Origin of the sequence: Paraburkholderia tropica (assembly GCF_014171495.1) — a bacterium.
In the GTDB taxonomy this organism is placed as follows: Bacteria; Pseudomonadota; Gammaproteobacteria; order Burkholderiales; family Burkholderiaceae; genus Paraburkholderia; species Paraburkholderia tropica.
Genome location: NZ_CP049138.1, coordinates 177,050 through 190,719 on the forward strand (window position 1 = coordinate 177,050; position 13,670 = coordinate 190,719).

Genomic DNA, 13,670 nt, shown 5'->3' on the forward strand with positions numbered 1-13,670 from the left:
AGAGTGAATGTCATGAGCGAAATCGCGACGGTATTCAAGAATCTGATTGCGGGAGAGTGGGCTGCCAGCGTAAGCGGCAAGACCTTCCCGAACATCAATCCCGCCGATACGCGCGATCTCGTCGGTCAGTTTCAGGCATCGACGGTCGAGGACGCGCAGGCCGCGATCAGCGCGGCATCGACGGCATTCGCGAAATGGCGCCGCATGTCGGTGTCCGCGCGCGCGAAGATCGTCAACAAGGCCGCCGACTGGCTGGAAGCGAACGCCGACGCTTTCGCGCTGGAATTGACGCGCGAAGAAGGCAAGCCGCTCGCGCAAAGCCGCGACGAAATTCTGCGTTCCGCGCAGGTGCTGCGCTTCTATGCGGTCGAAGCGCAGACCTTTACGGGCGAAACCTTCCCGAGCGACGATCCCGAGCAACTCGTGTACACGCAGCGCGAACCGCTGGGCGTCGTCACCGTGATCACGCCGTGGAATTTCCCGATCTCGATTCCCGCGCGCAAGATCGCGCCCGCGCTGATGGCCGGCAACACGGTGGTTTTCAAGCCTTCGTCGGATGCGCCGCTGATCGGTTATCGGCTTGCCGAGGCGTTCGTGCAAGCGGGCATTCCGGCGGGCGTGCTCAACTACATCACGGGTCGCGCGGGCGATATCGGCGCGGCCATCACCGAGTCGCCGGTGGTGCGCGCCGTGTCGTTCACGGGTTCGACGGGCGCGGGCGAGCACATTCATCGCTCGGTGCTGATCACCACGCGCACGCAAATGGAACTGGGCGGCAAGAATCCGCTCATCGTCATGGAAGACGCCGATCTCGAGCGCGCCGTCGATCTCGCGGTTAAGGGCGGTTTCTCGCTGAGCGGCCAGGCGTGCACGGGCACGAGCCGCATTCTGGTGGTCGAAGCGGTGCGCGAAGCGTTCACGGCCAGGCTGGTCGAGCGCGTGAAGCAACTCAAGATCGGCAGCGGCGTCACGCCCGGCATGGATCTCGGTCCGCTCGCGAATCGCAAGCAACTCGATACGGTGCTCGGTTTCGTGGCGTCCGGCAAGCAGGAAGCGACGCATTTGATCGGCGGCGATCAGTTGACGGGCGAAGGCTTCGAACACGGCTATTACGTCACGCCCGCCGTATTCGCCGATGTGCCGGAAAACGCGCGTATCTATCGCGAGGAAATTTTCGGGCCGGTGCTGGCGATTGTTTCGGTGACGAATTTCGACGACGCCATCGCGAAAGCCAACGACACGGAATACGGTCTTTCGGCGGCCATCGCGACGTCGAATCCGCGCTATATGCACCGCTTCGCCGACGAGATCGAGTCGGGCACGGTGAAGATCAATCGCACCACCACGGGCAACGTGGTCAACGCGCCGTTCGGCGGCTTGAAGCGTTCGAGCACCTCGACATTCCGCGAGTCGGGCCGCGCGGGGCTGGAGTTCTATACGCAGATCAAGACGGTTTATCGTGGCTTATAACGCGACGGCCTTTAATGCGGATATATCGGGCGAACGCTTCATCCTCGCGCGATATCGACGCAATCGTGAATCGAAAAACACGCGAAAAACACGCAGAAAACGCACGGAAAACGCCTCATGAAAAGTATCTTCAAACTCGAACTGACCGAAGCCCGCGCCATGGCGCGCGCCGCGCTCGAACGCGCGCAGGCCATCAATGTTCCCGAGTCGGTGTGTATCGTCGATGCGGGCGGTTATCCGCTCGTGCTCGAACGCATGGACGACGCGCGCATCACCGGTCCGCAGATCGCCTGGAACAAGGCGTTCACGGCGGCCGGCCACAAGCGCTCGACGCATCTGTTCACGAAAGCGCCCAACGGTCCCGCCTTGCCGGGCAACGAGGCGTTCGGCATTCAACTGAGCTTCGAAGGGCGCTTCGCGGCGTTCGTCGGCGGCTTTCCGATCGTCGTGAACGACGAGGTGATCGGCGGCGTGGGCCTGAGCGGCGGCAACGGCGAGCAGGACACGCAATGCGGTCTCGCGGCGCTTGAAGCGTTGCAGGCGCTGCTTGCGGCGAGCGGGCAGCGCGTGCTCGTGGAAGCCGACATCAAGAAATAACGCCGTCGCGATTGCGGCAATGCGTCCGCCGCGCGGCGGCGGGCGCGTCCCCTGTTTCGTTAGAGATTGGCACGATGATCTATCAGATTGAGATCGCGGAAACCGGCGAGCGCTTCGCGGCGCAGGCCGACGAATCGCTGCTCCAGGCGGCGTCGAACGCGGGCGTGGCGTTGCCGCACGATTGCCAGTTGGGCGGCTGCGGCACCTGCCGCGTGAAGGTGATTCGCGGCGCGCACGAGTATGAGGAATTTCCGTTCGGGCTTTCGCAGGAAGAAGCCGATGCGGGCTACGCGCTCGCGTGTCAGGCGCGCGCGCGCAGCGACATGCTGATCGGCGCGGCGCAAGCGGGCGCGGACGTCTCCGCGCCAACCGTGGTGCAGGCGCGCGTGATCGACGTGAGCGTGCTCGGCCCGGACGTGCGGCGGCTTGCCGTCGCGTTGCCCGAATCGCTCGAACTCAAGTTCAATCCCGGCCAGTACATGAACGTGCTGCTGGAAAACGGCGAACGCAGAAGTTTTTCGATGGCGTCCGCGGCGGGCGCGCAGGCGCTCGACTTTCATATCAAGCGCGTGCCGGGCGGGCGTTTTACCGATGGCGGATTGTCGGCGCTGCGTGCGGGCGATGCGCTCGACGTCGAACTGCCGCTCGGCATTTTCCGCTTTCACGCCGAAGACTATCGGCCGCTCGTGATGGTCGCAACGGGCACCGGTCTCGCGCCGGTCAAGGCGATTCTCGAATCGTTGATGGACGATCCCGATTGTCCGCCGGTTTCGCTTTACTGGGGCGCGCGCACGCAAGCCGATCTCTATCTGCACGACGAAATCCAGCAGTGGGGCGCGCGGCTCTACGAATTTCAGTATGTGCCGGTGCTGTCGCGTCCGCATGAAGGTTGGAGCGGGCGGCGCGGCTACGTGCAGCACGCGGTTTGCGAGGATTTCGCGGATCTTTCCGAGCACGCGGTGTATCTGTGCGGCTCGCCCGCCATGATCGACGACGCGCGGCATCGGTTTCTTCAGCGCGGCGCGAGCATCGACCATCTGTACACAGACAGCTTCACGTTCCAGCACGAAGCCGAAACGCAATCCTTGCATCAAGAACGGGAGACTTCATGATTCATTTGACGGATGCGCAGATCGACGAGTTGATCACCATCGACGATGCCATTCCGGCACTCGAACGCGGCTTTCGCGATCTCGCCAACGGCCACGCGGCCGTGCAGCGCCGCGTGCGGACCGAAGCGGGCGGCGTGAAGCTGTCGACGCTCGGCGCGGTCATGCCCGAACTGGGCGTGGCGGGCGCGAAGGTGTATTCGACGATTGCGGGGCAATTCAATTTTTCGATCGTGTTGTTTTCGACCGTGGACGGCAGCTTGCTCGCCACGCTCGATGCGAACGCGATCACGCGCTTGCGCACCGCCGCGACCACGGTGGTGGCAGTGCGCGCACTGGCGAAGCCGGACGCGCGTACCGTTGCCGTATTCGGCACCGGCGTGCAGGGCCGCGCTCATGCGCTGGCATTGGCCGCGCATACGAAGCTGCGTTCGTTTCGCATCGTCGGGCTGGAGGGCACGCGCGAACTCGCAGCGGCGGTGATGGCGGCCGGTTCCACGCGCGGCATCGAAGCCTCGGTATGCGAAGCAAACGATGCGGTGCGCGGCGCGGACGTGATCGTGACCGCAACGCGCGCGACGGGCGCGCTGTTCGACGGCAACGCGGTCGTGCCGGGCGCGCTCGTGAGCGCGATCGGTTCGAGCCTGCCGCATACGCGCGAACTCGACGACACGCTGATCGCGCGGGCGTCGCGCATCGTCGTGGAATTGCGCGAGCAGGCGCGCGAAGAAGCGGGCGATTTGCTGCTCGTGAAGCCCGGCACGTTCGACTGGAACGACACGGTCGAACTCGGCGACGTACTCGCGGGCCGCGCCACGGGCCGCGCATCGGCGGACGATATCGTCGTGTATAAAGCGGTCGGCATCGGCTTGCAGGATGTGGCGCTGGCCGGTATCGCGTGGCAAAAGCATCTCGCGCGCAACGCGAAACCGTCGCCGTTGGACGCTGCACGATGAGCGCCACGCCGGGGACCGAGGCGCACGCAACGACAACCGAAACCCCGGCACAGGCTGTGGCGAAAGCGGCGGCACAAGCGCAGCCGCAAGCCAGCGAGCGGCCGTTCCGCCAGTCGCTGCTCGCGATGCTGGGCTTGTCCAGCGTCGTCATGACGGTCGCCATCGATCAAACCGTGGTCGGCACGGCGCTGCCGTCCATCGTCGCCGATCTGCAACGCTTCGATCTCTACGAATGGGTCGCCACGGCGTATCTGCTGACTTCGGTGATCACGGTGCCGGTGTTCGGGCGGCTCGGCGACTGGTTCGGGCGCAAGCCGCTCATCGTCGTCGCCATCGTGCTGTTCACGCTGGCTTCGGTGCTGTGCGGCGTGGCCAGTTCCATGCCGATGCTGATCGCGTGCCGCGCGTTGCAGGGCGTTGGCGGCGGCATGCTGGTGGGCACCTGCTTCGCGTCGATCCCCGATCTCTTTCCCGACCCTGTGCGTCGATTGCGCTGGCAGGTGCTGTTTTCGAGCGCCTTCGGTCTCGCCAACGCGGTCGGTCCGTCGCTTGGCGGCTTTCTGAGCCAGCATTACGGATGGCGCTGGGCGTTCCTCGTCAATCTGCCGGTGGGCGTCGTGAGTCTGTATCTCGCGGCGCGGCATTTGCCGCATATTCGTCACGTGCGGCGCCAGCGCCTGAACGCCGACTGGCGCGGCGCATTGCTGATCGCGTTCGCGCTCGGCGCGTTTCAACTGCTTGTCGAAGCGGCCGGAAGCGGGATGGGCAGCGGGACCGGAAGCGCGGCGCACGTCGGCCTCTATGCGCTGATGGTGGCGATCGGCTTGGGATGGCTCGCGCGCGAGGAGCGCCGTGCCGCCGATCCGATCATTCCGCCTGGCCTGCTGAAAGATCGCGCGACGCTCGTGCTGCTGGTGTTATCGATGCTGATGGGCGTCGCGATGTTCGCGTTGCTGTTCTACGTGCCGTTGCTGTTGCAAGGCGGCGTGGGACTCGATGCGAGCGAGACGGGCGTGGTGGTAACGCCGATGGTGGTGTGCATCACCGTGGGAACGATCGCGAATACGCGCATCGTGACGCGCCTGAAACGGCCCAATCTGCTGCTTTATCTCGGCTTCGGGCTGCTCGGCGCGGCGTGCGCGACGATCGCGTGTGTCGGCGGGAATCGGCATAGCGCGGCGTTCGTCGCGGCGATGGTGGCGGCGGGCGTCGGCATCGGCTTCGTCATGCCGAACCTGACCGTGTTCGTGCAGCAAGTGGCCGGCACCACGCGTCTGGGCATTGCCACGGCGCTGATCCAGTCGTCGTGCATGGTGGGCGGCATGCTGGGCACGGCGGTCGCGGGAACGACCATCCGCCACTTCTACGTGGCCGGTCTGGATCGCGCGTTGACCGGGCAGGCCGCCGCCGCGCACGCGCAATGGATGGCGGGGTTGCACGATCCGCAGACGCTGATGTCCACGCAGGCCGCCGCGCGGTTTGCGGCGCAGGCGGATCGCGCGGGATTGGCCGGCGATGCGTTGCTGGCGCTCGCGCGCGGCGCGCTCCTGCATGCGGTGGAAACATCGCTTTTGGGCGTGGCGATAGTGATGGTGCTGGCGTGCTTGACGGTTTGGCTGTTGCCGCATATCGCCATCTCGGCGCGCACGCAAAAGCGTCGAGCGACTTGAACGGCGTGAGCGCCGCGCTCGGGCTTCAGCCCTTCTTGCCGTGATTCGCCATCAATTCGGAGCGGCCGATCACGTCTCGCGCGGCCTCGGCTTTATCGGCGTCCGAAAAAACCGCGGCGTCGATCACCGGCGTGAGCGCCTTGAACGCCACTTGCGGCTTGGCGCTGCGTAGCGACGCCATGCCTTCGTTCCACGCGTGCAGCATCTGCTTCGCGATCCAGTGCCAGCGCGTTTCGTTCCTGGCCGCTTCGACGATATCTTTGCCCGTCGATACGGCCGAGTCGCACAAGGCTTCGACCATCTCGCGATACCGCTTCGGCGCAATGCCGAGCCGCGTGTTGAAGAAGCGTTCGAGCGTCTTGCCGGGCGCCCATGTCTTGCGGCCGTCTACGCTCAGGCCGGGCGGATTGTTCGCGAAACGCGGATACGCCTCGGTGGTGACGATGTCGTAGGCGGGCGTGTAGATCACGTCGTCGATAGTCGAGTAGAGCAGCGCGATGTTTTTGGCGTGGCAGACGGCGTTGCGCACGACATAGTTGGCGAGCAGCAGCCAGCCGAGTTGCTCCGCTTCCTGCCGCCAGTTGGCCGCGCCGATATACGGCTTGGTGGCGTTGAGAACCTGTTCCGTCGACGGACGATACTTCTCGTGCGGCGGCAGGCCGAGCAGGCTGCAGGCGTCTTCCACGCCGAACGCCGGCTTGCCCGTTTCGTCGACATCGAAGCGATCGACCACGAGCAGGCGACCGTCGTCCGACATCGTGGTTTTGGCGACGCGCGCCACGCCCAGCCGGGCCAGCACCTGCATCGAATAATGTTCGTTGAAACCCAGATACGGCGTTTGCTCGTCGGAGCCTTTGACGATGTGCTGGCCGGTGCGCAGCGTTTGCTTGCCCACGGGCGTGTCGACCGCGGACGCTTCCGGCGCGAGGAATTTCGGCACCGCGCCCGAAATGGCGGCGCGCGCGTAATAGCGCACGAGTTCGGCGAAATGCGCGGTGGTGATGTCCTCGTGCAGCAGGCTTTTCAGATCGAGCGGATCGAGTGCGCCGCCCGGCGCGCCGCCTTCGGGCGCGACGGTCACGCGGCCGATGCCCGATCCGCCGATCACGGCGAGCAGCGAGAGATCCGTGCCGTCGAGATACGGACCGAATTCCTCGCGAATCACTTGCAGCAGAAAACCTTCGGGCAGGTTTTGCCGGAAGAACGGATGCAGGTCGCGCGGCCACACCCAGGCGTCTTCGCGAACCGGCATCGTCAGGCTGACGAAATCGCCGGCGTTGGTGTCGGCGGTGTAGCGCAGCGCGTAGTCGTCGGCCTGGCGATAAAGATCGGCAACCCGTTTGCCTTGCGTGTAGACGTGGAGGCGCACGTTACTGGCCCTCGGCGTGGCGCTGCTCGTTCAGCACGTCGTCCAGCGTGCGCCGATGGCCGCGCTTGACGACGCGCAGGTCGTAGCCCGCCGCTTCGAGCAGTCGCGCGAGCGCGGAAACGCTCATGTCGCCGCGCGCGAGTGTTTCCATGCGCGCGAGCGTCGTGCGCGCGACGCCGGCGCGCTCCGCCAGTTCCTTTTGCGAAAGTCCGGCCTCGCGTCGAGCCTCTTTCAGCATCTCGCCGACATCCGCGAGCGTGGTCATATGTAGCCCCTGGGCATCATAAATCGGAATAATGAGATTTATTGTAGCCTATGTGCTACAAAATGCATTCTTGAATTTGTACCCTTTGGGCTACAAGGTCGATCGAAAAGGCGATTTTGGTGGCCGTGGGGCTACTAAACGCAGTAGCTCCCGCTGCGCGACGGCAACGGCCGCGCGCTCATCTCACCGATCCGCTTTAGCGTTTGCCGCGATTGCCCGCCGGCTTGTGCGAACCCGCAGCCGGCTTACGCGACGAACCCGCATTCGGCTTGCCAGCGGGTTTGCTGCGCGGCTTTTTCACGCTGAACGGGCTACCGCTGATCAAACTGGCGTCCACGGGGCTTAAGTCGTAATCCGCGGTAGTCGCGCGCTGCACAGCGGGCTTATGTTTGTTCTCGCCAGTTTGCGGACGCGGCTTCTTCCCAGGCGCTTTCGCGGCGACCGGCGCGGCTTGCGGCACTTTGGGTTCTTTGGCTTTTTCGGTTTCTTGACGATCTCGCCCGTCGTGCTGGTTTGCGGCACGCGGTGATCGGCTTCGAAACCCGGTTCCTCTTCGCGAGGCAGCGTTTGCCGGATCAGCGCTTCGATCGCGGCCAGTTGCGGCGCTTCGTCGGCGCATACCAGCGAAACCGCCACGCCGCTCGCGCCCGCGCGGCCGGTGCGATGCACGTAATCCTGCGCCACGATCGGCAGATCGACGTTGATTACCAACGGCAGATCGTCGATATCGAGCCCGCGCGCGGCGACATCGGTGGCCACCAGCATCTGCACTTCGCCCGTCTTGAAACGTTCCAGCGCACGCAAGCGTGCGGGCTGCGGTTTGTCGCCGCGGATGGTGTCGACCGCATAGCCCGCTTCGTCGAGCATGGCCGCCAGGTAATCCACGCGGTTGCGGGTTTTGACGAACACCAGCGCGTGTTTCCAGTGGTTCCGCGCCACGAGGTGCATGAAGAGATCGGGCTTGTTGCGCTTGTCCACCGGCACCACCCACTGCTTGATCCGGCTGGCCGTGGCATTGGGCAGGCTGACGCTGATATCGACCGGGCTGCGCAGAATGCCCGCGGCCATGGTGCGGATATCGTCGGTGAAAGTGGCGGAAAACAACAGGGTCTGACGTTTCGCGGGCAGCGCCGCAAACACGGCGTTGAGTTCGCGCGCGAATGCTCAGGACGTCAAGCAGGTCTCCTAGGCCGACCCCAGTTGCTAGATCGATGTCAGCTTTGGATAGCCCTCCGATGGGAGAGCAGGACTTCTCCTCGACAAGCGTCACCAAGCTTCTTGCGAGGCGTTCAATCTCGTGTTGATGCAGCTCAATCTCGCTGTGCCTCCAGATTGCATTGTGCGCGGCAATACTGAAGGCTTCGAGCGTATCGCCGATGTATTGAACGTTCGGCAGCAAGGAGAGTTTCTTTCGAGCCGCATCAATCTGCTCGGAGGACAGTGGACTCTCGGGTGAAATGATTTCCGCGAACTTTTCGATGAGCTGACGGATGTACTTCTTGCTGGACGTGCCGGCGGAAAGGTCAGTGACGACGCCGTGAACATCGTCGTTGAAGTGAACGTTGCTAAGAACCGTGATTTCACGACACTGGTCGCCGAATTCGACGGTATGCATGAACAGCTTGCCGGCGATGCTGTTGCGGACCGCCTCCAACTTCTCGTCCGTATCCAGCGCACCTGTCTTCTTGAGAGCGAACACCTCCGCGACATCCCATTGCTGGTTTGCCTTGCCCTTGGTCTTCACTTGGAAGAAGTGGTAGTCGACAACACCCGCTACGGTTCTGCGCACGACAAAATCGTCGTGATAGTCGCAGTAGACCCGGTCGATCTCTTTGCCGCTCAGGATCTCTAGCGCTGCATAGGCGGCTCCTTGGAACTGCATACGGAACCTGGCGACAGTGGTTCGACCAACTGTCTCGCGCGGCTTTTTATCATGGATGACGTCCAAGCCTTTTGCATTATCCCCGGATTTCGTATGCCCGCTTTGTATCACATTCGCGTGAGCGCGCCCACGAGACGTTTTGCGGGTGCGACGGGAAATTTGGCGCCAAATGCTCGTGCGAGCGGCGGCACCGTGACTTCGGCCTATTACAAGGTCGTTTTTGTCACGGCTCCGGTCCACTTTGTTGAGAGATTCCATGCTGTATAAATATACAGTACTATCTCGGCTGCCGCAGCTTGGAGAGCCAGAAGCCACCCATTCCACTGAAATCTTTCAGGTAGGTGCACCGGGGTGGCGTGAATCGACAGGCTGCCTTGGTGGCACCCGCCATCACGTGGCAACTTAATGTCCGTCTGTTCCCATTCAAACCGGTCATTCGAGTGACCGTTGGCTGTCTCAGCCGAGCGGCAGAAACTGGCCGAGTTCCGCCCGACGCTGACGCCCGGAACCGACCCACTCCGGACCTTTGGTTTGCCTCAAAGCGGCCGCTCAGCGCTGAAAGCCCAAGCCTCGTCTAGCATCTCGACTCTTCCGCCCGCTACTGGCGCTCAGGCTTTCGTTAGCTGATAGTGCCTTGACGCACGGGCCCGATTGCCACAAGTCTCAGCCTTGCACCACCGCCTGCGCTTGTTTTTGGAACGATCTACGAATAGCCATGTGCAACGTTCGCATTCCCTCACGTAGGGCATTTCGCTACTGAGTAGAAGTTGCTGAATGTCTAATGCGATGCGGTTCGACAACGTATTCAGGCCAGCTTTATCCGTGTCGATCTGCCAATCGCACCCGTCTGGACGCCGCTCCAAACGAGCGACACTGACCGCTGCGGCGACGGCACTTCGCAAAACGACGTCATCCGCCGGCTCCACCACACGGTTGGCCGCTAGTGCGGAGAGTAGCCGATACAGACTTTCGCGAAAAAGTCGCAATTGCTCGAGGTTGTGCGCGGCTTCGGCTGGAGCCTGCACCGCCATCGCGCGCAGACGCCTACCCTCGTTCCCGGAAACCGCGCCGGCTGCGGAGGCCCAAGCCACCGCTGCCCGGTAGTTGGTCAAGCGCTCCTCGTCTCTCGTCTTGTCCCGGCCGCCCTGCGTATTCGCGAAATCTAGGCATAGAGCCCCCCGGCGAAACTGCCAGCGTTCCATGCTTGATCTTCCGTCATCGGTTTCCCCTCATTTTTAATGCTCAAAATAAAGTTTACACGTTAGGAAAAATCGCGAGCAAAATAATGGTTGAACAGAGGTGGCGCCGCTTGTTCGGACAGGGTCCGGAGATTTTAAGTGGAGCATCCGGGGCGATCATGCTGCCGATTTGATCGCTGGCAGCGTCGCGAAGTATGCCTCATGGGGCGTCTGATCCGCCAGGCTCGAATGAGGACGTTTGCGGTTGTACAGCTCAATATATTGGCCAATGGAGCGCCGGGCGTGGCTGACCGACTCGTAGGCTCTCAAATAAATCTCTTCGTACTTGATGCTGCGCCACACGCGCTCGACGAACACGTTGTCGCGCCAGGCGCCTTTGCCGTCCATCGACAGCCGGATGCCCCGGCCGAGCACCGCCCCGGTGAAGGCTCCCGCTGTGAACTGGCTGCCCTGATCGGTGTTCACGATCTCGGGGTGCCCATAGCGGGCGAACGCTTCTTCCAGCGCTTCAACGGCATGCACGGCCTCCAGCGTGATCGCTACGCGGTGCGTGAGGATCTTGCGGCTGGCCCAGTCCACCACCGCCGTCAGATACACGAAGCCGCGCGCCATGGGAACGTAGGTCGTGTCGAGTGCCCAAGCCTGGTTGGCCCGCTCTATCTTCATGCCACGCAGCAGATACGGCCAGACCTTGTGCTGCGCGTTGCGTCGACTCGTGCTCGGCTTGCAGTACAGCGCCTCCACGCCCATGCACTTCATGAGCGTGCGCACGTGGCGGCGGCCGACCTCGTGGCCTTCCCGGCGCAGCAGGCGCACCAGCATTCGTGCACCGGCAAACGGGAACTCCAGATGCAGTTCGTCGATCCGGCGCATCAGGCGTTGATCGACTTCCCTGACAGGCCGCGCCCGGTAATACGCGCTCGATCTCGCGATACCAACAAGCCGGACTTGCTGCGAAACCGGCAACGCATGGCCACGGTCAATCATCGCTTTGCGCTCAGCAATCCCGCCTTGGTGAGCGCACCGCTTAAAAAAATCATTTTCCAGGCTGAGTTGGCCGATCTTGGCGTGCAGGGTCTTCACGTCCACCGGTGCCTAGCTCGACACCGGGCCGACCGCACCGAACACGTCAGCCGCGCGCTCCTGCAACTGCCGTTTCCATTCCGTGATCTGGTTCGGATGCACATCGAACTGCTGCGCCAGTTCGGCGAGCGTGCGCTCGCCCTTGACTGCCGCCAGGGCTACTTTCGCTTTGAACGCCGCTGAGTGCGTGCGTCGGGTTCGTTTCGTCATTTCCTCAGTTCCTTTGCCTGCATTATCGCTGGCTCAGGCCCCGGCCGTTCCACTTATCCCGCCGTCCGATTTTGCGCGACCACCTCAATCTGACATTGCTCCTGTCTGAGTGTCCGTTAGTGGGTAAGCGCGTCGCGACGACCGTCTTGACGACGGACGCTGAAGCTCAGTCGCTAGCGCGAAACTGATGGGCAACGACCCATGGCATCAACTCGCTGGGCCCCTCGCACCTTGAGCCCGGCGAAAGGGTTGGCGAACATATAGCGCTGCTCGATCAGCCAGCGGAACATTGCACCGAGGACCGATATCGCATAGGCAATCGACCGCGGTGACAGCCGTCCGGTAAAAGGACGCCATTCTGGTGAGGATCGCGGACGCGCCGGGGCGACCCAGCGGCCGCGAGGTGCGGGATGCCGCAAGAAGGCGCGGTAGGCAGTGGCATCCTCGGTGGCCAGTGGCGACAGTGCCTTGCCACGCTCGACGATGGCCCATAACAGCAGTCGTTCTGCTTCCCGGCGATAGGCGCGCTGCGTTTGCGCCGCTTCGTGCAAACAAAGCCAGGCGCCGATTGCCTCGTAGTCGTTGCTGGCTTCGAGCGCGCACATCTTCTGTGGCGCTCGGAAGGTGCCGTGCGAGCCGTCGACCTCATGCGACAGATGGATTCGCTCCCAGGTACGACCGGCTCGGGCGACACGACCGCGACGAGAGCACGGGCCCGCTCGGTCAGTTGCGGATGCGAGGCGAAGAAGACCTCAATTTTCCGTGCGCTTCTGATGCCGAGTCCGGGGATGGCAATCCACCAGCGACGGCGTCGGGGAATGCGCACGGTCAGCTCGGCCAGCGTGTTGATGCCGCAGGCTTGCAAGGCTGAAACCGCCCGGGTCGGCAACCACGCACTGACCGGGTCGCTGACTCGCGGCTGCGGAATGGGCAGATACCCCAGGATCTCCAGCGCGCGGGCGACGGTTTTGGCGTGACGCGTCCGCTCAGCGACCGCGCACCGGAACAACGCAGCCAGATCGTCCCTGTGGCGGTTGTGCGCAAAGTCGGCGATCTGTCGCCGGATGCGGCCGAGAATGCCGCGTGCCGAGCCGCCTTCCCCGAGCGCATCGGGGCAAAAGCGCACGACCGCGTCACGCGATCCCATTCCCGCATACCAGGCGCGCAGTGCGGCTAGGGACGCGGCGTCGGGCATGCTGCATGGAATAGCGAAATCCTGCATCGGAAGGGTTGGCAGCGCGAACGGGCTGGTTATGGTAGCACCGGGGGCCGTCATGAGGCGCGTCTTGTAAAACGGTAGTTTGTGAATAAAACACAGCTCTATCGCTAAGAGCAGTTAGCGACATAGAAACATGCAAATGCCTTGGCAGATTAGACCTGTCATTGCAGCGTCTTACGGGACTAGCAAGCCCGCCCGGTAAAACGAGGGGCGCTTTCAACTCCGTCGCTAAATGGCCGAGAGAGCGTCGAACGCGTCGGCTTCCGGAAGCCGCCCCCACGATCCCGGTCCAGAGTTGATTTCCTCGACTGTCAGCAGGCACGCATCGAGTTCATGCTGCAACCGCTCGCAATCGATCGCTTGCCCGATGAATACGATCTCCTGCCGACAATCGCCGACCGGCTCCTCCCATCTGTTCAGCACACCGTCGCGGCGATAGTCGTCGCGCGGCCAGTCTGACTGCGGGACGAACCGCCACCAGCGGCCGACGTAGCCCCACTGGAACCGTCCGCCCGTCTGCACCAGCATGCCAATCTCGGCATGGCGGTGTGCGGCCCACAGGTAGCCCTTGCAGCGCAGCAGCCGGCCGTTTGTCCACGGTTGACATAGCCACGCGAGCAGGCGTGCCGGAGTCGCGCGGG

The 13,670-nt window shown here is 63.3% G+C and carries 8 protein-coding genes and 5 pseudogenes; 5 read left to right on the forward strand and 8 right to left on the reverse strand.

Features of this window, described 5'->3' with window-relative positions; translation table 11 throughout:
• Positions 1-12: 12 nt before the first annotated feature.
• The 5 genes from G5S35_RS37905 to G5S35_RS37925 all read left to right on the forward strand — a co-directional run bounded on the left by G5S35_RS37905 (position 13) and on the right by G5S35_RS37925 (position 5,802).
• Entirely contained in the window at positions 13-1,470 is a 1,458-nt protein-coding gene (locus tag G5S35_RS37905) for an aldehyde dehydrogenase family protein (RefSeq protein WP_074987293.1), read from the forward strand.
• Positions 1,471-1,587: 117 nt separating this feature from the next.
• On the forward strand, positions 1,588-2,067 hold the full coding sequence (locus G5S35_RS37910; protein WP_074987299.1) for a GlcG/HbpS family heme-binding protein: 480 nt from the start codon (positions 1,588-1,590) through the stop codon (positions 2,065-2,067).
• A gap of 74 nt (positions 2,068-2,141) precedes the next feature.
• Positions 2,142-3,179, forward strand: a complete 1,038-nt coding sequence (locus G5S35_RS37915) for a 2Fe-2S iron-sulfur cluster-binding protein (protein ID WP_074987292.1) — start codon at positions 2,142-2,144, stop codon at positions 3,177-3,179.
• Entirely contained in the window at positions 3,176-4,132 is a 957-nt protein-coding gene (locus G5S35_RS37920; protein WP_074987291.1) for an ornithine cyclodeaminase family protein, read from the forward strand. The genes G5S35_RS37915 and G5S35_RS37920 overlap by 4 nt, the downstream gene beginning before the upstream one ends.
• Positions 4,129-5,802, forward strand: a complete 1,674-nt coding sequence (locus G5S35_RS37925; protein ID WP_183040839.1) for an MFS transporter — start codon at positions 4,129-4,131, stop codon at positions 5,800-5,802. Before G5S35_RS37920 ends, G5S35_RS37925 begins: the two co-directional genes overlap by 4 nt.
• Positions 5,803-5,827: 25 nt before the next feature.
• Here the strand turns inward: G5S35_RS37925 and G5S35_RS37930 are convergent, their stop codons facing one another.
• The 8 genes and pseudogenes from G5S35_RS37930 to G5S35_RS37970 form a co-directional block, all read right to left on the reverse strand.
• Positions 5,828-7,171 (reverse strand): type II toxin-antitoxin system HipA family toxin, encoded by a 1,344-nt coding sequence (locus tag G5S35_RS37930; protein ID WP_183040840.1) that lies wholly within the window; start codon positions 7,169-7,171, stop codon positions 5,828-5,830.
• A gap of 1 nt (position 7,172) precedes the next feature.
• The gene (locus G5S35_RS37935; protein ID WP_074987288.1) at positions 7,173-7,436 is read right to left on the reverse strand and encodes a helix-turn-helix domain-containing protein; all 264 of its coding nucleotides are present in this window, start codon (positions 7,434-7,436) and stop codon (positions 7,173-7,175) included.
• 196 nt (positions 7,437-7,632) lie between these two features.
• A pseudogene (locus G5S35_RS37940) lies at positions 7,633-8,597 on the reverse strand (helicase-related protein); the annotation flags it as partial.
• 145 nt (positions 8,598-8,742) lie between these two features.
• Positions 8,743-9,576: pseudogene (locus G5S35_RS40395) on the reverse strand (dsDNA nuclease domain-containing protein); the annotation flags it as partial.
• 350 nt (positions 9,577-9,926) lie between these two features.
• A complete protein-coding gene (locus G5S35_RS37955; protein WP_183040841.1) occupies positions 9,927-10,520 on the reverse strand; it encodes a CGNR zinc finger domain-containing protein in 594 nt (197 codons plus the stop codon).
• Between the two features lie 153 nt (positions 10,521-10,673).
• Positions 10,674-11,810, reverse strand: a pseudogene (locus tag G5S35_RS37960) (IS3 family transposase).
• A gap of 221 nt (positions 11,811-12,031) precedes the next feature.
• Positions 12,032-13,032, reverse strand: a pseudogene (locus G5S35_RS37965) (phage integrase family protein); the annotation flags it as partial.
• 225 nt (positions 13,033-13,257) lie between these two features.
• Positions 13,258-13,659, reverse strand: a pseudogene (locus tag G5S35_RS37970) (CobW C-terminal domain-containing protein); the annotation flags it as partial.
• Positions 13,660-13,670 lie beyond the last annotated feature (11 nt).